Consider the following 21,166-nt stretch of genomic DNA (forward strand, 5'->3'; position numbering starts at 1 on the left):
AACTAACATGTTAGATTCTAAATTTTTACGTCAAGATATCGAACAAACGGCAGCACGCTTAGCGGCTCGCGGTTACGAACTCGATGTAGCGACGGTCACGGCACTTGAAGAAAAACGCAAAACATTACAAGTAAAAACGCAAGAACTTCAAAGTCAGCGTAATGCAAGCGCAAAAGCAATTGGCCAAGCTAAAGCCAAAGGCGAAGACGCTCAACCGCTACTAGATGCAGTTGCTAACTTAGGTAGCGAACTAGACGCAGCAAAAGCGCAGCAAGATGTAGTATTAGCCGCAATTAACGACATTGCCTTAGCAATTCCAAACTTGCCAGACGAATCAGTACCTGCAGGTAAAGACGAAGACGACAACGTTGAAATACTAACGTGGGGCACACCTAAAAAGTTTGATTTTGACGTGAAAGATCACGTTGATGTAGGCCAAGACTTAAACGGCTTAGACTTTGAAATGGGCGTTAAAATTAGTGGCGCACGCTTTACCGTAATGCGCGGCCAAGTAGCGCGTATGCACCGTGCATTAACGCAATACATGCTAGACACCCACACAGACAAAAACGGTTACACAGAAATGTACGTACCGTACCTAGTAAATAGCGCAAGTCTATACGGCACTAGCCAATTACCTAAGTTTGCGGGCGATTTATTCCACACATTAGGCCTTGTAAACGACGATGGCGAACAGCAATCAGGCTTTAGCTTAATCCCTACAGCAGAAGTACCACTTACTAACAGTGCACGCGATGAAATTTACGACGAAAGCGATTTGCCAATTCGTTTAACTGCGCACACGCCATGTTTTAGAAGTGAAGCCGGCAGCTATGGTCGCGACACTCGCGGCTTAATTCGTCAGCACCAGTTTGATAAAGTAGAACTTGTACAGCTTGTAAAACCAGAAGACTCAATGGCAACGCTTGAAGAGTTAACAGGTCATGCAGAGCAAATACTACAAGAGCTTGAACTACCTTACCGTAAAGTGATTTTATGTATGGGTGATATGGGCTTTGGCTCAGCTAAAACCTACGACTTAGAAGTATGGTTACCAGCGCAAAACACCTACCGCGAAATTTCATCATGTTCAAACATGGCTGATTTTCAGGCGCGTCGTATGCAAGCACGTTTTCGCCGCGAAGGGGCTAAAAAGCCAGAGTTATTACATACACTAAATGGCTCAGGTTTAGCCGTTGGCCGCACACTCGTAGCCATACTAGAAAACTACCAACAAGCCGATGGCTCAGTAGTAGTACCAGAAGTATTACGCCCATATATGGGCGGCCTTGAAGTGATTGGTAAGCAATAAAACAAAACTTAAGCTTTAAGTCAGGTTTTAGGCTTATGAGCTTAAAAGGAAAGCCGCTGTTTGTAATAAACAGCGGCTTTTTTATTATAGGTTAAAAGTAAAAAGGTTCAGCTAATATGTAGGGCGTGTTTTAGCGCTTTATAGTTTTTTGACAAAGTTATGCGCCTGTCCTTTTTACTTTCCTTTTTATATGTTACGACTTTTTATCTGTTATGGAGTCAGGTGAATGAGCAGTGGCAACTGTATTGCCTTGTTCATAATATAGAAAAGCTGCAAACACGATACATTAAGAGGGGGAAGCTCTTTTAACCTCAATAAAGCCACTTAAACACCAGTAATACCTTCTAAAATGCCAATTAAAACAACATCAAACTCCCACTTTATATTCTGCATAAAATACAGTAATCGATTGAACCAAAATAGGAACTCAGCTATGGTTTATTAATCAATAAAAACAAATAAAAAACGAGTTAATCTACAGGCTCGTTATAAGCTACTGGAGCTGAGATGAGTCGATACGGGCATAATTATTTTGTAGCCTTTTATGAGTTAGATGGATTTGGCGTAATCGAAGGCAGGAAGGAACAAGCCCTTCAAGCTATAAAGGGCCAGGCTGACGATTACATTCTGAATGTAAACAAGACGGAATACCTTGATCATTTGGGTTCGGAGTTTTCAATGCAGCCATTGGAAATTCATCAAGAGCAACTATCGGTTTCTGTTGAAGAACGGATGATTCCTGCCAAACGACATCCCAGTTCATACTGGGTGGACAATGGAAAATCCTATCCAAAAGATGTGTACACCTTCCATCTGCCGTTTTCTGGGGATGCTCAGTTGCTCAAGGTTCGTGCAAGTACATACAGCATGTCATCTCCGCGTATTCAGACTGATGGTCGGGAAATTCAGTTTGAAATTATTAACTTTAACCAAGAAGCGGAAGCGATAAAGCGCGAGGCTGATAATGTTGTGGCGCAGTTAACGTCGCAAAACCAGAATCTTACGAACGATCTAGTAAGATTCAACGGGTCGTTGGAGTCACTGTTGAGCAAAGCATTCGATGCACGAAAAGAACAGTTGTTAAAGAAACATGACGTGATTTCGGCTTTGGGTATTCCTGTTCGAAAAGCTCACAGCACACCTTCTACGTTCTCAGTTCCAGCTAAACGAACCCCAGCCATACCAAGCAAGCCCAAGCCCGAAGTTACTGCCAAAGGCTATAAGCCGGAACCAACTCTTGATAACGCAATTTACTATCAGATTCTCAAAATTATCCACGATGTTGGCAAGCAATTTGAGCGGTTGCCGAGTACATACGCTGGAAAAGGTGAGGAACATCTTCGTGATCATATGCTTCTGATTTTAGAGCCAAATTTTGAGGGTTCTGCAACGGGCGAAACATTTAATAAGAAAGGTAAAACAGATATTTTGCTTCGTCACGAGGGCTCAAATGTGTTCGTGGCCGAATTGAAATATTGGCATGGGAAGAAAGGCTATCTCGAAACAATAACTCAGTTGCTTTCGTATCTCACTTGGAGGGATTCAAAGGCAGCAGTGGTTATGTTCATATCCAACAAGGAGTTCAGCCCCGTTCTCGAAACTATTCGTGAAGTTACTTCAGAACATCCGAATCATTTGGGATTTGTCAAAGAGGTGGAAGAAGGTTGGTATCAGTATCGGTTTCACATTAATGATGATTCAAATCGAGAAGTTCACATTGCTATCCAAGCATTCCACTTGCCGCGGTAAGGTTGCTTATAACAACACGCCCTGAGGTGGACGACTAGTAAAATTTAGCTATTAATTGCAAATTTTAAAAGTGGTGAGCCTCTGCGTTTTAATGCTGCTAAATACGTCGATTCATCGTAGGGTGTATTCGTTTTCCAGCACCTAAATACAATCCTTATCTATTTAAATGTCAGTGGTCTAAAAGTAAAAATAGAACAGGCACAAAGTTTTTATATACAAGAATAAATAACAGTTAGCGAAGTATTATATTTATAGATGAACAATAGCCAGCAATAATTGATTAAATAAAGGGTATTAAAATGGATAAAATGTCAGTTAACATAACATCTAAACCTTTAGAAACTTACCCGAAAAAACAAATTTTAAAGGTGGTGGCTGATGACGATTCTGAAAAAGAGACAGTGCAAAAGGGAGTGGCTCAAGGCGTCCAAGTAGATATATCTGAAGAGGGGGCGGAAAAAAGTCTGGAAGATAAAAATCAAGCGGCGTTTCGCAAGTTATTAGGTAATGAAGATGTAGATCAAGCCTCACAATCTGAAGGTGACCCCCTTGATGAACTAATTGCTGAAATACAAGAAAAGCTTGAAAAACTACTGCAAGAAACTGCATTGTTACGCAGTAAAGATGATGAAGAGTCTCAGACTAAAGTGAAGGTGCTAGAAGGTGAAATTACCGGGCTTAACATTCAACTTATTGAATTATTAAAACAGAAATTAGAATCGGGTAAAAACTAGGTGTAAAGTTTCTGTAATTACCTTTAATACACTTTTCGGTTACTGCATAACGCGGTAAGTCGGGTTGCTTTTAGTAAACTCATCACTTTTGTCGGATGGCGTGGCTTCGCCACTTATCCGACTTACGTCAAAAGGTAGGTTGGTTAAGCCGAAGGCGCCACCCAACAGAGTTATTAAACCTATTAAAGCGGATTACTAAAAGCGCTATCACCCTCTAAAAGCGAAGTCTCTCTAACCCTCTTGTGAACTAATTTGATTTAACTAACATCAGCTTTGCATCTTCCCCATCGGTTAATATTGCTACATTACCTTCAGTGGTTACAAACACATCTCTTAATCGGCCTGTGGCCTCTGGGAATATATGAGATTGGGTAAATTCACCATTAGCTAAATTTACAGCGTAGAGCTTTTTATCAACCAAAGTCGTAATTAACACATGTTTTTGTAGTGAAGGGAAAGCCGCGTGCTTAGAGCCGTAATACGCCATGCCGGAAGGGGCGATTGATGGCGTCCAATTAACACTTGGTTTTTGCATGCCTGGGTATTGCGTAAAAGGTGAAATACGCGCTTGCGAATAATCCCTACCGTAAGTAATTACTGGCCAGCCATAATTGGTGCTTGCGGTTAAGTAGTTTAGCTCGTCGCCGCCTGCGGGGCCGTGTTCGTGGCTAATAATTTGCTGTGTATCGTAATCATATACAAGGCCTTGAGGGTTACGGTGGCCAAGTGAGTAAACAGCATGGGCATTTGGATTTGTATGGTTAATAAATGGGTTATCTGTTGGAATACTGCCGTTTAAGTTTATACGTAATATTTTACCAAGCTGGCTGGTAATAACCTGTGCTTGCTCTCTAAAGTCAAAGCCATCGCCCGTTGAAACTAATAACGTATTGTCGGGTAGGACAAGGGCGCGCCCAGCGTAATGCTGTGGTGTGTTTTTATTGGTAGCTACTTTATAAATAATTTGCGGCTTTGAAAAACGAGTACCATTAAAGGTGGCTTTGGCAACAACAAGCCTGTTTGCGTTGGCATCGCCTTGGGCGTAGGTAAAAATTACTTCTTTGGAGTTGCTATAATCTGGCGATAATACTATATCGAGTAAGCCACCTTGGCCTGCAAGGTATAAGCCCTCTAGGTTTAGTTTTACTCTTGATTGCGCATTATTTTTAATTATAACTACGTGGCCATCGCGCTCTGTAATTAACCATGTACCGTTTGCTAGTTCAACCATGCTCCACGGAGACTGTAATTGTGTAGCAAGGGTTTTTGTACTGTATTGCTTTTTTGGTAACGCAGCGCCTGCATTAACAGAAAACGCAAAAAGCGAAAGCAGAGTAAAAAAAGAGATACATTGTTTACGGGGTAAGCCTTTGCTAGCATGGCTTATATAAGAAAAAAACTTTATTTTAAGTTGAGATAACCATGTCATTTTTAACACGTATATTGCCCTCATTTTTAGTTTCTTGGTTATTTACATTCACACTTGCTAGCTTGTTTCATAGCCAATACGTTGTCAATCAATTAGTTAATGTAGGTGTTGTAGTGAGCTTTAGCGACCGTGTTAGTTTAACACTGGATGATTGGCTGGGCTTATTACCTACCTATGGTGCTATTATTGCCATTGCACTTGCCATCGCTTTTTTAGTTACGGTGCAGCTTAATAAAAAGGTTAAAAAATACCGTACTCAGCTATTTGTTATTGCTGGCATTGTGGCGTTTGCTATGGTGTTAATTGCCATTGAATTGATTATGAATATACATATTATAGCGGGCGCAAGAGGTTGGGGGTTTTACACTCAATTGCTTGCAGGTGCAGCTGGGGGCTATGTGTTTTCACGCTTAACAAAAACAAATATTATCTGATTTTAATTACTGCAGGATACAGGAAAGGTTTTTATTATAATGAATAAGTAAAAAAGCCACTGTTTGTAGTGAACAGTGGCTTTTAATTAGATGTTTTTAGTTTAATTAAAAAATCAAACTAATCAGCTTGTAGCTGCTTAAGCCAAATATAAGCAGTAATATAGGCACAGTGATAAGGTTTAATAACACAGAATTGGTGTAATTGCCCATCACCGCTTTTTGATTTACCAACCAGAGTAAATAAACAGTAATAATAGGCAGTAATAAGCCATTAGCAGCTTGGGCAAAAATGATCACGGCAACCGGATCTAACCCCAAAGAGGCAACAGCTGCGCCAAACAATAAGATAACTAATGCTACCGATTTGAAACGGCTACTTTGCATTTTGTTAGACCAACCAAGCATTCCGCAAACTGCATAGGCTCCCGCTAAAGGAGCAGTAATTGCACTAGTTAAACCTGCAGCAAATAAACCAATAGCAAAAAAGTAATGGGCAGCGCCACCTAATAATGGCTCAAGCTGTACAGCCATATTTGCTGCGCTAACTTTACCCGCGTCGGTACCATAAAAAGCCACCGAGGCGGTAGATAAAATAGCCAAAGTGATCACTCCACCTAAAGTGATTGATAAGCTGGTATCGATATTTGTTTGCTTAATTATTTTACGTTTATCGCTATTATTGTTGTACTTTGCTGCGAGCACTCCTGAATGCAAAAATAAATTATAAGGTACTATGGTGGTGCCAATCAGTGCAAGTACAGTGGTAACAGAGCCCTCAGGCATAGTAGGAATAAAACCCGCTAGTACTTTGCTTATAGGCGGAGCAGCCATAACTAAAGTAGAAATAAACACTAAGCTCATTAAAATCACTAATAAAATGAGCGCGTTTTCTACCACTTTATGTTTTCCGCTGTACAGTAACAATGCGCTAATAAAAGCAATGAGCGGCGTCCATATTTGCGCATTTATTGTCGGAAATATCTTTATTAAACCCATGCTAGCGCCACTAAGGTTACCCGCTTCATAGGCGGCGCTGCCCACGCCAATGGCGCTTATTACCAAAAAGCTAGCGAGAATTTTAAGCACTGGGGTATGAATATGCGCGCGCAGTGCTTGAGCAAGATCTTTGCCTGTTGCTACGCCAAGGCGAGCAGCCATAGATTGTAATAATATAGTGGCTATTACTGAAAAAAGTAATGTCCAGATAAGTGCAAAGCCAAAGTTTGCACCTGCTACGCTAGCAGTCGTTATGGTGCCTGGTCCTATAAAGGCTGCGGTGACTAGTAGTCCTGGTCCTAATCGCATAATTTACCTGTATGTTGGTGTTTAAAGTGTGCACCTGTATGGGCGCGCGTTTATTACTGCCACTTAGTAAGCGTTTGCAGCCTGAACTACCTTTTATGCTACCCGCTAGTAAATAGCGTGTAAAAAAGGTCGCGTAGAATAACAGTTTATATATAAATTTAAAGAGTATAGCGCGCGTTTGCACAAAAAGAGTACAGTATTACAGAGGTAAATAAGGGATAAAGGCAACACTTGCTCAATAGCGTGCCGTTATAGTGGATGTTAAGTTATAGCCAAAGCGTAGATAGCATAAGCATTAATTTAAGCCATTAAATACTTTATGGTTTGTAAACCTTTGCGTAGTGTTGCTTCATCGGTTGCATAGTTAATGCGAATACACTCGTGCTTGTGCGCCCAGCTATCGTCAATGCCAATAAAAAAGTTGTGTCCAGGAATTACATACACATCTTGCTCTTTAAGCTTTTGGTATAGTGTTTCGCTTGTTATTTTTGCATCTTTAAACCACAGCCACATAAAAAATGCGCCTTCAACTTTATGCAAGTAAACACTCATATCGGCAAATATTTCATCAAACAGTTCAATCGCTACTTGTGCTTTATTACGATAAAAAGGCAACACAACATTACGACACAGCGGCAGTAGTTCGTCGTCGTTAATTAAACGGGTAACTAAGCTTGGGCCTATACTATTTGGCGATAAAACCATGCTGCCATTTACGCGGCCAATTGCTTTAATAATTTCATTGTTTGCAACCACAATACCGCTGCGTAAACCCGGTAAGCCAAGCTTTGAAAGCGACATACATAAAATTATGTTTGAGTTCCAGGTTAGGTTTGCGTCGGTGTAAATACAGCCCGGGAATGGATCGCCATATGCGTTATCTATAATGAGTGGAATGTTGTATTGCTTAGCGAGTAAATCAAGGTGTTTTACTTCTTCGTCGGTTATTACATTACCGGTTGGATTGGTAGGGCGCGATACGCACAGCGCACTGATACTGCTGTCGTTTGCTAATATTTTTTCAACCGCTTTAAAATCAATAACGTATTTAAATTGTTTAGATGTGCTACCGGTATTTAAAATTTCGATATCGGGCTTTATGGCAACAAACATATCGTCCGATAAACCTTGGTCGGCATAACCTACGTATTCTGGCGCGAGGGGAAATAAAATCTTTTTATGGCTGCCATCAGGCATTTCGCCTGCAAACATATTAAACAGCACAAAAAAGTTAGCTTGGCTGCCATTGCCAAGTGCTACGTTGTTGGCGCTTATATCCCATGCATATTCTTTACTTAGTTGGCCTGCCAATGCAGCTCTAAACTCGTCGTTACCGGTTGGGCCGTCGTAAAGACCAAATACTTGCGATACTTTATTACTGGCAACGAGCTTTTGTAACTCACTTAAAAAAAACTCATTTACTTGTGGTACTAATGCAGGGTTACCGCCACCCAGCATAACAATATTAGGATTGTTACTGCTTTTAGCACTGCCTAAGTCTTCCATTAACTGAGTAATGCCGTTGGGTTGTGTAAATTTAGTGCCAAAGTTTGAGTAGTTCATAATACATAGCGTTTGTTGGTAATGGAAAGGGCAGTATAGCCTAAATAAAGGGCTAAAATAGTAAGTTGAGAATTATTCAATGCGTAGTTTTAAAGGTTGTTACTGCAACCTCATTGCATACAAACATAATAAAGCAGTAATAAAATAGGCACTGTGCTTTTTGGAGGTATTTGTAAAAGATGAGGGGGTTTTTGGTTTTAATAGCGCGTAGCGATACTCAAGGGTAAAAATATAGCGTACGAATACGTAAGCAGCTAAATTTGTAATGCTATTGTTTGATGTATGAAATTGAATTGATTTACCATGTATGATCTTGTTTTTACTAATTTACTGAAATAGCACAGGTTTTGAACACCCCCCTAAAGCCTTAAAAACGATAAGCAATAGGGTATACTGTTATTACATACTTTTACGTATTCATTTAAGCAAGCATTAGGGCTAATAACTCAGCGATGTTTGTTATTTTAAAATGTACAGCAGTGGAACCTCTTTTGATAAAAAACACTCAACTAAAAATAGCCACATTTAACTTGTTTAATTACCTTGAGCCGCCCAATGCATACTATGAGTTTGAGAAAATTTATACCGCGCAACAGTGGGCTAAAAAGCAGCAGTGGGTTATTGATTATTTAACAGAGCACGCACCTGATGTGATTGGTTTTCAGGAAGTGTTTAGTATTGAGTCGTTACAAGAATTAGTACGTGGGCAAGGTTATGAGCACTTTGCAGTGGTAGATACGCCCGAGGTGATTGACGACTTTATTTATAAACGCCCCGTAGTGGCAATTGCCGCAAAATATCCTATTGTTGAAGTGGCTGCGGTGCAGCACGATAATGAACTTGTAGCTACCCTTGGGCTTAGTGCTGATTTTACATTTAGCCGCAAGGTATTAAGAGCCACAGTAACTTTGCCGCACATAGGTAATACCGATTGTTATGTGGTGCATTTTAAATCTAAACGCCCAATGATTGAGGTTGATGAGCACAATAAAGCACTTTCGCCCGAAAAGAACATAATTGAGATTTTAAAAGCGAATGTAGCGGGTGGCTGGGGATCAACTATTCAGCGCGGCAGCGAAGCCACATTATTAATGATACAAATGATTGCGCGCCGCGAAGCTACGCAGCAGCCTATGATTTTAATGGGCGACTTTAATAACAGCATAGCTGATGGTGTGTTAAGCCACATGCTTACTAATACACTGCGTTTTGCCTCTGCTTTTGACGCTAAAACTTACCTTGCTAAATATTGTTTAAATGATGCATGGGACTTATTTACAAAGTCGCAATTGGCAAGTGCTGAGCCACAAGCACCAACAGACGACTTGCGTGTTGATAGTGATATAGCGAGTGTTGTAATTGAGCAAGGTGATACAAATAATGTGGCTAAGCCAGCAACTCCACGCACGCCAACCCATTATTATGGCGCGAGCAGTTCAGTGCTTGACTATATTTTATTGTCTAGTGAATTTGATGCCAGCTACCATGATAGCTTTTTTGAAGTAAGTGACTATAACACTTACGATCGGCATTTAATTAACCCAGTATTTGAGCGAGACGATTTAAGTACCGACCATGGGGTGGTTATAGTTACTTTAACTTTGAGGTCGTAGGCTATAATTTTAATGATTAATATTGCTAATAATATTTGTTTAACAATATTACTTTTACGGTTTTTAATTTAAGTATTAAGTGCTTTTATGTAAAAACGTCGGAATAAATTACTGAGTTTAAACGATAGCTTTAATTATTTGTATAACTATCAAATAATTAAACTCGGCCTAAAACTTGCCTGTTATTAATGTTAAACATCTAAAAATTGATAATCTTTAATAAAAACAAGGAAATTAACTATGACTAATATTGCACTTTCGGCGTATTTGGCGTTTTACCTGTATTTAATTATGTTGCTTGTACAGTGGGCGGTAGCAACTTTTAGCAAAGCAAAACAGCCTAATGCAGTGCCGGGTAAAATAAGTGACGATTTATCTCACGATAGTTTTATATTTAGAGCACACCGTACTTTTCACAATACCCTTGAAAATAGTGCGTTATTTATAGGAACAGTGTTGTTTGCTTTTGTAATAAATTATCAAAGCCCAATATTTGCACTATGTGTATGGATATACGTTATTGCGCGATTAATTCATATGGTGCTGTACTACGCAATTGCTACTAATAAAAATCCTAGCCCACGTAGCTACTTCTTTTTAATTGGCGTACTTGCCAATGTTGTGATGCTAGTAATGGTAGGTTTAAGGTTAATTGCCTAATACAAATTAAATAACAAACAACAATTAACCAAGAGCGAAGTTGCTTACATAGCAACTTCGCTTTTTTTGTAAACTACTTTCGCAGCACTAAATAAAAACAATATAACCAATTGAATTTTAAATAATTAATCTATAAATGTCAAAGCTTGCACAACCACCATTCACACACTCTATTTACAATATAGCAACCATCTATGCATATATAGACCTCAGTACAATAGCCACTTGGTAATGCTGTGCTATTTTATTGTGGTGAAAAAATAATAACCAATAAATACTCACCAAAATGCGTATCAATAAAGCAGATAAATTGCTTTATTGTAATTAAAGCCAGCTGATTTATGTAATTAAAACAGGAAATGTAAAATGAAGAGTTTGCTACGGGGGTTCAACATAGTATGTATTGCTATGTTGTTTTTTTGCTCGCCAGTTTGGGCTGCGCAAGGGCAGTTAGATTTAACATCATCGAGTATTGGTTGGTTGTGTATTGGTATATTTTTTATTGCTTATACCGTGGTTATGCTCGAGGAAAAGCTACATTTAAGAAAGTCGAAACCAGTATTGGTTGCAGCAGGATTAATTTGGATATTAATAGGTGCCTATTACGTTAGCCATGATATTACTGAACTTACCGAAACTGCATTTAGGCATAATTTACTTGAGTTTGCTGAGCTTATGCTCTTTTTACTGGTCGCTATGACCTACATAAATGCGTTAGAAGAAAGAGGAGTATTTGATGCATTGCGCGCTTGGATGATCCGTAAAGGCTTTAACTATAAAAATTTATTTTGGATAACCGGTTTTTTAGCATTTTTTATCTCTCCGATTGCCGACAACCTTACCACCGCGTTATTAATGTGTGCAGTGGTAATGAAAGTTGCCGAAGGTGATAAGCCATTTATAAACATCAGCTGTATTAATATTGTTATTGCGGCTAATGCGGGCGGCGCATTTAGCCCCTTTGGCGACATAACCACGCTAATGGTGTGGCAAGCTGGATTGGTGCATTTTAACGAGTTTTTAGTGCTGTTTTTACCTGCTTTAGTTAATTACTTAGTGCCCGCAGCCATTATGAGCTTTTATGTTGCCGATAAGCACCCAACCGCACAATACGAAGCGGTTGAGCTAAAACGCGGCGCAGTGCGAATATTAGTGTTGTTTTTACTTACCATAGCCACTGCCGTTGCTTGCCATAGCTTTTTAAACCTGCCACCAGTATTAGGTATGATGATGGGGCTAGGCTATTTACAGTTTTTTGGTTATTTTTTAAGAATGACTTTACCAGGATCACTGGCTCGTAAAAGAGCGCATGCAGAGCAGTTGGGCGATCAAGAACGATTAGCTAAACTAGGCAGTGTTGTACCATTTGACGTATTTAGTAGAGTGCAACGGGCAGAGTGGGACACGTTATTATTTTTTTACGGTATTGTTATGTGCGTGGGTGGCTTAGGGTTTTTAGGTTATTTAAACTTTATGTCTGAGATGCTATACGGCAATTGGTCTACTACAACGGCAAATGTTTTTCTTGGGGTGATTTCTGCAGTGATCGATAATATACCGGTTATGTTTGCGGTATTATCTATGGATCCTGAAATGTCGCATGGGCAATGGTTGCTGATCACATTAACTGCGGGGGTAGGCGGTAGTTTACTCTCGATTGGCTCGGCTGCGGGAGTGGCATTAATGGGGCAAGCACGCGGCTACTATACTTTTTTTGGTCACCTAAAGTGGACGCCTGTGATTGCGTTAGGTTACGGGGCCAGCATAATACTGCACTTATGGCTTAACGCATCATTATTTTAAAGATACCAGCAAACGCTATAAGCTATTTTTTATCACAGTAACAATACTATAAAGCTTTAATTTAAGTATTTAATGGTAGTAAAAGCGAAGGAGCATAAACAGCATCTTCGCTTTTTTATTACTTAAATTTAAGCCGTTATAAACTAATGGCTGAGTGCTTACTGATTAAATTTTTTAAGCCAAATAAGTTACGGTGATAATAGACGGCTGGTTAATAAAATATTGATTTATTTTATGTTTTTTTGAAGGTAAATGTTATAAAAAAGGATTTATTTTTATTGTGGCAAATAATTTGCATGAAAAAATGTTATAGTAAGGCTCGTATTAGCTATTAGGAGTCGACTTTTATAATGAAAAAAATTGCTATTTTGGGCGCAGGTCCAAGCGGTTTGGCACAATTACGTGCATTTGAAGCAGCTCGTTTAGCCGGTATTGAGAATTTACCGGAAGTTGTTTGTTACGAAAAACAAAATGATATTGGTGGCATGTGGAACTATACATGGCGCACTGGGCTAGACAGAAATGGTGAGCCGGTACATGGCAGTATGTATCGTTATCTTTGGTCTAACGGACCAAAAGAATGCTTAGAATTTGCTGATTATTCTTTTGAAGAACATTTTGGTAGACCTATTCCTTCGTATCCCCCTCGTGAAGTGCTTAAAGACTACATAATGGGGCGTATTAACAAGCAAGATATTCGTAAATACATTCGCTTTGAGTGCCCGGTTCGTTGGGTTACATTTGACGACGAAACACAAATGTTTACTGTAACGGTTATGAACCATAAAACCGGCGAGCAGGAAGTGAATGAGTTTGATTATGTTATTGTTGCTACAGGTCATTTCTCTACACCAAACATGCCTTATTTTGAAGGGCTAGAAGAGTATTCTGGTCGAGTATTACATGCTCATGACTTTAGAGATGCGCTAGAATTTAAAGATTCAGAAGTTTTACTTATAGGCAGTAGCTATTCTGCCGAAGATATAGGTACGCAGTGTTATAAGTATGGCGCTAAATCGGTAACTATAAGCTACCGTACTAAAGCACTTGGCTATAATTGGCCAGACGGCATTGCAGAAATGCCACTTGTGACCCACTTTGAAGGGGACGTTGCGCATTTTATAGATGGCACTAGTAAGCGCTTTGATGCTGTGATTATGTGTACTGGGTATTTATTTCATTTTCCATTTTTACCTGACGAACTACGTTTACAAACACATAACTGTTTGTATCCGGCAAACTTGTATAAGGGTGTTTTTTGGCAGCCAAACCCTAAGTTAGTTTATTTAGGCATGCAAGATCAGTACTTCACTTTTAATATGTTTGATGCGCAAGCATGGTATGTACGCGACGAAATTTTAGACAGAATAAAAATACCAGCATTAGCAGCACGACAAGAAGATGAAAAAAATTGGTTAGCTAAGTACGATGAAGTAACGAATGTTGAAGGCTCTATTGATTATCAAGCAGCGTATATTCGTGATTTAACTAATGCCACAGATTACCCTGAATTTGCAGTTGAAAAACAGGCAGATATTCTCAAAGAATGGCAAAAAGATAAACAACAAGACATTATGTGTTTTAGAGAAAAAGCGTATCGCTCTACTTTAACAAACACCTTGGCACCTGAGCTTCCTGTGCCGTGGTTAGATGTACTTGATGATTCATTAGAATACTTTTTAGAATTATCGGCTACTCACACCATAGAAAAAAGTAAAGCGAGCTAGCACGTAATAAAACAATATTAAACCATAACGCATTTTTCGTTATGGTTTAATATTTTAAGTTTGTTGTTAATACTTAAAAAAACTATTCAACGCCAATAAACCCACCTGTTTGATGTGCCCAAAGTGCAGCGTAAATCCCATTCTTAGCTATTAACTCATCATGTGTGCCTTGCTCAACAACACCGCCGTTATCAAGTACGATAAGCCTGTCCATTTGCGCTATGGTTGATAGCCTGTGAGCAATAGCAATTACTGTTTTATCTGTCATTAAATCATCAAGACTTGCTTGAATAGCGGCTTCTACTTCTGAATCAAGCGCGCTGGTGGCTTCGTCGAGTATGAGAATAGGGGCGTTTTTAAGCAGTACGCGCGCAATAGCAATACGTTGGCGCTGCCCACCCGATAAGGTAACGCCACGTTCGCCTACTTGCGCGTCAAAGCCTTTATTACCTTTGCTATCAACTAAGTCGGTTACAAACTCTAGCGCTTTAGCTTGCTTGGTGGCATCGATCATTTCGGCTTCAGTGGCATCTGGTCTGCCGTATAAAATGTTGTCTTTTACTGAGCGGTGCAGCAGGGAAGTGTCTTGAGTTACCATGGCAATGTAACGGCGTAAGCTTTCTTGGCTCACATCGGTAATGTTTTGGCCGTCAATTTTTATACTGCCAGAGTCGGTGTCGTAAAAGCGTAGTAGTAAATTAACTAGCGTTGATTTACCCGCGCCAGAGCGACCCACTAAGCCAATTTTTTCACCGGCTTTAATATTTAAGTTTAAACCGTTAATAACTGGGCCACGCAGCGTTTCACTCGCTGCTTTGCCGTAGTTAAAGTGCACATTGTTAAATTCAATTGCACCTTGGCTAACGTTAAGAGTGCTGGCATTGGGTTTATCGGCTACTGCAATTGGGTTAGAGAGGGTTTGCATGCCATCGGCTACGGTGCCAATATTTTCAAATAAGCTGCTTATTTCCCACATGATCCACTGCGCCATACCGTTTAATCTAAGGGCTAAACTTACCGCAACGGCAATTGCTCCTGCGCTAATGGCACTTAGCGACCACAAGTAAAGTGATACCGCAGTGACCGAAAACACTAATAAGTAATTTAAAGTTTGAATAACAAAGTTGAGGCTGGTAACTAAGCGCATTTGCTTGTACACCGGCTGTAAAAAAACATCCATACTTTGTTTTGCGTATTCTTCTTCGCGTTGGGTGTACGAAAATAGTTTAATGGTAGCAATATTAGTGTAGCTGTCGACAATGCGGCCGGTCATTTCTGAGCGGGCATCGGCTTGTGAGGTAGCCACTTTTTTAAGACGCGGTACAAAGTAAAGTTGAATGCAAATATACAAAACAAGCCAAACAAGTAAGGGTAACATTAAGCGCCAATCGGCCTCGGCTACTAAAAACAACATAGAGCCAAAATAAACGATTATGTACATTAATACGTCGAGTAGTTTTGTTACAGCTTCGCGCACAGCCAGAGAGGTTTGTAATACCTTGGTGGCGATGCGTCCGGCAAATTCATTTTGATAAAAACTAACACTTTGGCGCAATAAATATCTATGTGCTAACCAGCGAATCGACATGGGGTAATTGCCCAGTAATGCCTGGTGCAAAATTGCAGAATGAAAAAACACCACTACAGGCAGCACCACAAGGAGCATAAGGGCCATTTTTGTCAGCTCGGACTGCTGCTCTACAAAGAGTGTTTGTGGTGTATAAATTGCCAGCCAATCAACTAGTTGACCCATATAGCTAAATAGCGATACTTCTAAAATAGCGAGCAAGGCGGCACTTAACGAGAGTAGTGCTAGCGACAGCCCCATGCCTTTGGTGTAATGAAGACAAAACGCAAGCAGCGTGTTAGGTGGTTGCGTTGGCTTATCTTGTGGGAACGGCTTAGTAATGCGCTCAAATAGTCGATACATTTTAATAGCTTAAATGGCAAGTAATTGCAGCTATCATAGCATTTTTGTGTTTTTAAATGCAGCTTAGTAGAGGCTTAATTACTCATACCCTAAGGTATAATTAATATTAGTAAGCATTAAAACAATACTAAGATTGCTATTATCAGCCGTTATTGAACAGCCCCATTAAGTTTTATTTTGCTTCTATATGGTAAATAGTATTTATATTGCTATGCAAGTTTGGCGCTATGCTTTGCATTACTGTTGAGGCTTGTATTGCCTCTACCGTTATATGCTTTAACGACAGGTTACTTAGTATAAGTACAATGTTTTTGTATTCAAAAAACTCTATAAGTGCAATACAGTTAAAGTAATGGCGTAACAATACTAAAGTGGTTTGTAATTCTTGCCCTGTTTTGGAGTTTAGGTTAATAATTGCCTGGCCGCTTTTATTAATGCAGTGGTTAATGGCGTGCCAAAACGACTCGCTTTGAATAAACGTTTGGTGGTGCTCGCCACTAAATATATCTATGTAAATTAGGTCGTATTGTTGAGTGCATTGACTAATAAATTGCTGAGCACATTGCTGGTGCACAGTATGATCACTGGGTAATTTAAAAAATTGCTTAGCGATACTTATAACATCAGGGTTTATTTCTACACTTTCAAACGTATCAATTAAATTACGGCGGCTAGATTCAATGTGTTTAAGTGCGCGCTCTATTGCTGCAGTGCCTAAGCCCAAATTTAAAATACGTAGCTCACTAACCGGGGCTAATAAAAATAACAACATGCTTTGATATATTGGTACACATAATAGTTCAGGCCGGGCTTTGCTCATTACTCCTTGAAGGGTAGAGCCTAGCGGCGGATCGTTATTAAAAGTGAGCCATCTATAATCTTCATTTTGATAAACGCGTACCGGACCAAACTTACTGTCGGCATGATAGATTTGATTACTGAGCTTGGTATCGTTTTTTAATTGGCGCATAAAGTTTTTAATAAATAAAAACCCTAGTGTGGCATAAATAAAATAACTATATTACTAAATATTGTAGTTGCTAATTATTTGGCTTAATTAAACCTTTAACCTGTACTCTAGCTTACTTTTTTGTGGTGCCTACCGCAAAAGTATTGCGCAATAAGCTTACTTGCGTAATGGTGATTATAATAAAAATAAGGAGCTATAAATGCTTAAAACACCTTTTAAAATAACAACAAAATTACTTAGCGTGAGTACCCTTACAGCTGCTTGTTTTGTGGGTTTAACTTCGCAAGCATTGGCAGCGGGCGAGATTAAATACACTGATCAACAAAAATTGCATGCTATAGCCGGTGATATTTCAGCGCAGCGTATTGGTGGCGATATTCAAACGCTGGTGGATTTTGGTACGCGCCATACATTATCAGACACTAAATCGGAAACCCGTGGCATTGGTGCAGCAAGGCGCTGGATAAAACAAGAGTTCGAAAAAATATCAGCACAATGCGGCGGATGCCTAGAGATTATTGAGGTAAAAGACACTATATCGGGTGAAAAGCGAATTCCTGATGCAACCGAAGTGGTTAATATTGTCGCTATTCAGCGCGGTATAAGCGAGCCTAACCGTATGGTAATAATGTCGGGCGATATAGACTCACGCGTAAGCGATGTGATGGATTTTACTAGCGACTCGCCAGGGGCTAACGATAACGCCTCTGGTGTGGCGGGCGTAATAGAGGCGGCGCGCGTATTGAGTAAACATAAATTTAATGGCTCTGTGGTGTACGCGGCGCTGTCGGGCGAGGAGCAGGGTTTATTTGGTGGTAAAATTTTAACCGCTTATGCGCAAAAACACGACTGGCAAGTACACGCAGTACTAAACAACGACATGATAGGCAATATTACCGGGGTTAATGGCGTAACCGATAACACCACAGCGCGGATATTTTCTGAAGGTACGCGCGTAATAGAAACTAAAGAGCAAGCACGAACGCGGCGCTTTACGGGGGGCGAGGTTGACTCAGCTAGTCGTAACTTGGCGCGTTACATAGATACCATTGCCGACAGATACATTGCTAATTTAAATACTATGTTAGTTTATCGGTTAGACCGATTTGGTAGAGGTGGGCACCATAGACCTTTTAATGACGCGGGCTTTGCTGCAGTGCGCATTATGGAAACAAACGAGCATTACGATCGCCAGCATCAAGACTTACGCATTGAAAACGGCATTGAATATGGTGATACGATCAAAGGTGTTGATTTTGACTATGCGGCTAAATTAACTGCACTTAATGCTGTAAGTTTAGCGTCAATGGCGTGGGCTCCAGCCCCACCTAAAGACGTGAAAATAGCGGGTGCGGTAACGGCTAATACGCGTTTGTCGTGGCAGGCATCTAAAGATAATAATATAACCGGTTATCGTATTTATTGGCGTTATACTAGCGAGCCACAATGGCAGTTTAGTAAAACCGTGGGTAAGGTTACTCAAGCTACGCTTAACAATGTAGTAATTGATAATTACTATTTTGGTGTTGCAGCCATCAATAAAGAGGGGATTGAGTCGCCGGTGGTATTTCCGGGGGATGTGGGCTCATTCGATCATAATATTAAAATAGTTAAGTAAAGCTTATAAATTTGGCTAAAAACCAGGCAAACAGCGGGTTTGAGGCCAAAAAATACTATTTTTGTACTTGCACCTTATTTGTTAAGCCCTTAAAGTGTTAAAAAAGAAGTAAAAGGTTATTAATAATGACACAACAAGAAAAAAAACCGTTAACAGCACAAGAACAAGCTCAAGTAGAGCAGCAAAATATATTATGGCAGCGTGAATGCTTTCAAAACGCACAAAAGCATTTAGCTGAAAAAGGCATTATGCCTAAAACGTTGATTGAAAAAGACAGTCGTTTTTTAGCCCCATTTTGTGCTCTATGGAAATTTAAGGCGCAAAACGGTAAAAACTATTGGGTAATTACCGGTCGTTTACCAACTGATCATGCTGAAGTGAGTGCTGCAAAAGATGCTCGCGATGCAATACGTTATTTTTCACTGCAATGGCAGTTAAAAGCTGATCAAATAATGCAAACAGGGGCGAGTGATAAAACCAAGGTTGATTTTGCCAATTTACTGATCAATCGTGCCCATGGTTTATACGAAATGCACGAAAATGAACAACTGTGGGCTAACGAGCCTAAATAAGTTTAATATGTTTGTATAACAAATTAAAAAGCGAGCTACTTTATTTATTGTAGCTCGCTTTTTAATGCGTTAACGTAAATGGACGAGTTTCAAAGCTGGTAACAGGGCATTGCATTCGTAGCTTTGCAATGCCAGCCTCCATGAATACATTGCCTTGTTGGCTAAAGCCATTTTGTTTAAATAATTCAACTTCTTCTAAAATGCAGTTAATACTCAGTACTTCAATATTTTGCTCTGCAGCAAGTGCAACAATAAAGTTAAGTAGGGATTTGTAAACATTGCGATTGCGGTGGGCGGGTAATACAGCTATACGGCCTATAAGGCCATCGCTACACAGCCTGCCTGTGGCTACAGGAGACTGTGTGTCGTTGGTAATACAGGTGACAAGAATATGTTGGGCAAGTGGGTCTAGGTTGTCAAATTCAATATGTTTAGGAATATGTAACTCATAAACAAATACACGCTCTCTTATTTGCTGCAGTAGCGCTTTTTGGCTGTGCCAATCGACCTGTTCTACCCGGTAGTCCATAATACACCTCTAATTGAACCAAATACCCTCATTAATTAGTGTAGTGAATATTTCAATAAAAACTAGGCTCGGGGCCGTGTTTTTTAGCTGTTGCGCATTAAAACCTGTAAAATCAGTAAGTAACTTAACAGCATTCAAGTCACTATTTGGTACAGAGTAGTTTTCTCCGTTAACACTTACTAATAATTCATCAGCTGTTTGCTGATATATAGCACGCGTTCCACCTAGGCGTTCAAAGCTTATGTCGTCACTGTTTATTGCATCGGCTATTTGCGCCGCATTAAACGGTTGCTCAACAGGCATTAAGTCCATATCGTGCTTTGGTTGGCTTAAAGTTGTGCCAAGCCATTGTTTAAATAAGGTGTGGTCGTTTAGTAATGCCTGCATTAGCACTTTTACTTTATCAACCTCAGTATCGCTCAGCTCGCCCTTAGACTCTCTTAATGTAAGGTTGTGGTCGGTGTAACGCTTTTGTCCGCTTTCGGTATCAATAATATGATCGGCAAAGCTAGAGAGTAAATCTTGTTGATTTGGCGCTCTAAAACCCACCGAATAATTAAGGGCGTTTTCTACGGCATAACCTTCGTGCGGGCAACCTGGTGGAATATATAAAATATCGCCGGGTTCTAAAATACAATCAATAACCGCAGTAAACGCTTCTACTTGCAATAATGTTTTATTTTGGGTGAATTGTTTAAGGCTAGGATCTGGCAGGCCTACTCGCCAATGGCGTTTGCCTTCACCTTGAATAATAAATACATCGTATTGATCTAAATGCGGGCCAACACCACCGCCAGGCGTTGAATAGCTGATCATTAAATCATCTATGCGCCAGTTTGGGATAAATCGAAACGGCTCTAGCAGCTGTGCTGCATCGTTATGCCAATGATCAACCGCTTGTACTAATAAAGTAGAGTGTTGCTCTGTAAGCTGTTCAAAGTCTTCAAACGGCCCTTGGTGCGATTGCCATTCATTATTATGATTAGTAACAATACGCGACTCTATGCTGTCTTCCATTGCAAGGCCTGCAAGTTCATTCGCATCAAGCGGGTCTTGAAAATTACTAAAACCTTGTTTAATTAAGAGTGGTTTTTTTTGCCAGAACTGAGTTAAAAACTCTTGCTCTGATAAGTCATTTATTTTTAATTGATACATACAGTGGCCCTACAAATTAGTGCAAGTGGTATTAAAACAAAAAAAGCGAAAGGAGACCTTTCG

The 21,166-nt window shown here is 39.9% G+C and carries 17 protein-coding genes; 10 read left to right on the plus strand and 7 right to left on the minus strand.

Annotation, left to right across the window (positions count from 1 at the left end):
* Positions 1 to 7 precede the first annotated feature (7 nt).
* From serS to H5079_RS03630, 3 genes are all read left to right on the plus strand, one after another.
* A complete protein-coding gene (serS, locus tag H5079_RS03620) occupies positions 8 to 1,312 on the plus strand; it encodes a serine--tRNA ligase (protein ID WP_011328389.1) in 1,305 nt (434 codons plus the stop codon).
* A 507-nt stretch (positions 1,313 to 1,819) separates the two neighbouring features.
* Positions 1,820 to 3,061, plus strand: coding sequence for a hypothetical protein (locus H5079_RS03625; protein WP_182683456.1), 1,242 nt, complete (start codon positions 1,820 to 1,822; stop codon positions 3,059 to 3,061).
* A 299-nt stretch (positions 3,062 to 3,360) separates the two neighbouring features.
* Positions 3,361 to 3,795, plus strand: coding sequence for a hypothetical protein (locus H5079_RS03630; protein ID WP_182683457.1), 435 nt, complete (start codon positions 3,361 to 3,363; stop codon positions 3,793 to 3,795).
* Positions 3,796 to 4,042: 247 nt separating this feature from the next.
* Here H5079_RS03630 and H5079_RS03635 read toward each other — a convergent pair whose 3' ends face one another.
* Positions 4,043 to 5,233 carry a PQQ-dependent sugar dehydrogenase gene (locus H5079_RS03635; protein ID WP_182683458.1) on the minus strand — a complete coding sequence of 397 codons (1,191 nt, stop codon included), beginning with the start codon at positions 5,231 to 5,233 and terminating at the stop codon, positions 4,043 to 4,045.
* On the opposite strand from H5079_RS03635, the gene H5079_RS03640 reads away from it, so the two are divergent.
* A complete protein-coding gene (locus H5079_RS03640; RefSeq protein ID WP_182683459.1) occupies positions 5,218 to 5,658 on the plus strand; it encodes a hypothetical protein in 441 nt (146 codons plus the stop codon). The genes H5079_RS03635 and H5079_RS03640 overlap by 16 nt on opposite strands.
* Before the next feature lie 105 nt (positions 5,659 to 5,763).
* On the opposite strand, the gene H5079_RS03645 is transcribed toward H5079_RS03640, so the two are convergent.
* The gene (locus H5079_RS03645) at positions 5,764 to 6,963 is read right to left on the minus strand and encodes an Nramp family divalent metal transporter (protein WP_182683460.1); all 1,200 of its coding nucleotides are present in this window, start codon (positions 6,961 to 6,963) and stop codon (positions 5,764 to 5,766) included.
* Positions 6,964 to 7,263: 300 nt separating this feature from the next.
* A complete protein-coding gene (locus H5079_RS03650; protein ID WP_182683461.1) occupies positions 7,264 to 8,526 on the minus strand; it encodes a valine--pyruvate transaminase in 1,263 nt (420 codons plus the stop codon).
* A 530-nt stretch (positions 8,527 to 9,056) separates the two neighbouring features.
* Here H5079_RS03650 and H5079_RS03655 point away from each other — a divergent pair.
* The 4 genes from H5079_RS03655 (at position 9,057) to H5079_RS03670 (ending at position 14,329) form a co-directional block, all read left to right on the plus strand.
* Complete coding sequence (locus H5079_RS03655; protein ID WP_182683545.1) at positions 9,057 to 10,139, plus strand: endonuclease/exonuclease/phosphatase family protein; 1,083 nt, start codon at positions 9,057 to 9,059, stop codon at positions 10,137 to 10,139.
* A gap of 240 nt (positions 10,140 to 10,379) precedes the next feature.
* Complete coding sequence (locus tag H5079_RS03660) at positions 10,380 to 10,799, plus strand: MAPEG family protein (RefSeq protein WP_011328379.1); 420 nt, start codon at positions 10,380 to 10,382, stop codon at positions 10,797 to 10,799.
* Between the two features lie 366 nt (positions 10,800 to 11,165).
* Complete coding sequence (gene nhaD / locus H5079_RS03665; protein WP_182683462.1) at positions 11,166 to 12,602, plus strand: sodium:proton antiporter NhaD; 1,437 nt, start codon at positions 11,166 to 11,168, stop codon at positions 12,600 to 12,602.
* Between the two features lie 350 nt (positions 12,603 to 12,952).
* A complete protein-coding gene (locus H5079_RS03670; protein WP_011328377.1) occupies positions 12,953 to 14,329 on the plus strand; it encodes an NAD(P)-binding domain-containing protein in 1,377 nt (458 codons plus the stop codon).
* 82 nt (positions 14,330 to 14,411) lie between these two features.
* Here the strand turns inward: H5079_RS03670 and H5079_RS03675 are convergent, their stop codons facing one another.
* On the minus strand, positions 14,412 to 16,259 hold the full coding sequence (locus H5079_RS03675) for an ABC transporter ATP-binding protein (protein ID WP_058373524.1): 1,848 nt from the start codon (positions 16,257 to 16,259) through the stop codon (positions 14,412 to 14,414).
* Positions 16,260 to 16,431: 172 nt separating this feature from the next.
* The gene (locus tag H5079_RS03680; RefSeq protein ID WP_182683463.1) at positions 16,432 to 17,229 is read right to left on the minus strand and encodes a spermidine synthase; all 798 of its coding nucleotides are present in this window, start codon (positions 17,227 to 17,229) and stop codon (positions 16,432 to 16,434) included.
* A 199-nt stretch (positions 17,230 to 17,428) separates the two neighbouring features.
* Between H5079_RS03680 and H5079_RS03685 the strand changes: the two genes are divergently transcribed.
* A complete protein-coding gene (locus tag H5079_RS03685) occupies positions 17,429 to 18,847 on the plus strand; it encodes a M28 family metallopeptidase (RefSeq protein ID WP_086998636.1) in 1,419 nt (472 codons plus the stop codon).
* Between the two features lie 125 nt (positions 18,848 to 18,972).
* Complete coding sequence (locus H5079_RS03690) at positions 18,973 to 19,419, plus strand: DUF4826 family protein (RefSeq protein ID WP_011328373.1); 447 nt, start codon at positions 18,973 to 18,975, stop codon at positions 19,417 to 19,419.
* Between the two features lie 61 nt (positions 19,420 to 19,480).
* Here H5079_RS03690 and H5079_RS03695 read toward each other — a convergent pair whose 3' ends face one another.
* Both H5079_RS03695 and H5079_RS03700 read right to left on the minus strand, forming a co-directional pair.
* Entirely contained in the window at positions 19,481 to 19,948 is a 468-nt protein-coding gene (locus H5079_RS03695; RefSeq protein WP_011328372.1) for a GNAT family N-acetyltransferase, read from the minus strand.
* Positions 19,949 to 19,957: 9 nt separating this feature from the next.
* Entirely contained in the window at positions 19,958 to 21,103 is a 1,146-nt protein-coding gene (locus H5079_RS03700; RefSeq protein ID WP_011328371.1) for a cupin domain-containing protein, read from the minus strand.
* Positions 21,104 to 21,166 lie beyond the last annotated feature (63 nt).

Origin of the sequence: Pseudoalteromonas sp. SG44-5, from assembly GCF_014164175.1 — a bacterium.
Classification (GTDB): Bacteria; Pseudomonadota; Gammaproteobacteria; order Enterobacterales; family Alteromonadaceae; genus Pseudoalteromonas; species Pseudoalteromonas nigrifaciens.

Coding starts and splice junctions, on each gene's coding strand:
- H5079_RS03645 (WP_182683460.1), bottom strand. CDS start 6,963: ATGCGATTAGGACCAGGACTACTAGTCACCGCAGCCTTTATAGGACCA.
- nhaD (WP_182683462.1), top strand. CDS start 11,166: ATGAAGAGTTTGCTACGGGGGTTCAACATAGTATGTATTGCTATGTTG.
- H5079_RS03690 (WP_011328373.1), top strand. CDS start 18,973: ATGACACAACAAGAAAAAAAACCGTTAACAGCACAAGAACAAGCTCAA.
- H5079_RS03695 (WP_011328372.1), bottom strand. CDS start 19,948: ATGGACTACCGGGTAGAACAGGTCGATTGGCACAGCCAAAAAGCGCTA.
- H5079_RS03625 (WP_182683456.1), top strand. CDS start 1,820: ATGAGTCGATACGGGCATAATTATTTTGTAGCCTTTTATGAGTTAGAT.
- H5079_RS03630 (WP_182683457.1), top strand. CDS start 3,361: ATGGATAAAATGTCAGTTAACATAACATCTAAACCTTTAGAAACTTAC.
- H5079_RS03685 (WP_086998636.1), top strand. CDS start 17,429: ATGCTTAAAACACCTTTTAAAATAACAACAAAATTACTTAGCGTGAGT.
- H5079_RS03640 (WP_182683459.1), top strand. CDS start 5,218: ATGTCATTTTTAACACGTATATTGCCCTCATTTTTAGTTTCTTGGTTA.
- H5079_RS03670 (WP_011328377.1), top strand. CDS start 12,953: ATGAAAAAAATTGCTATTTTGGGCGCAGGTCCAAGCGGTTTGGCACAA.
- serS (WP_011328389.1), top strand. CDS start 8: ATGTTAGATTCTAAATTTTTACGTCAAGATATCGAACAAACGGCAGCA.
- H5079_RS03680 (WP_182683463.1), bottom strand. CDS start 17,229: ATGCGCCAATTAAAAAACGATACCAAGCTCAGTAATCAAATCTATCAT.
- H5079_RS03675 (WP_058373524.1), bottom strand. CDS start 16,259: ATGTATCGACTATTTGAGCGCATTACTAAGCCGTTCCCACAAGATAAG.
- H5079_RS03700 (WP_011328371.1), bottom strand. CDS start 21,103: ATGTATCAATTAAAAATAAATGACTTATCAGAGCAAGAGTTTTTAACT.
- H5079_RS03650 (WP_182683461.1), bottom strand. CDS start 8,526: ATGAACTACTCAAACTTTGGCACTAAATTTACACAACCCAACGGCATT.
- H5079_RS03660 (WP_011328379.1), top strand. CDS start 10,380: ATGACTAATATTGCACTTTCGGCGTATTTGGCGTTTTACCTGTATTTA.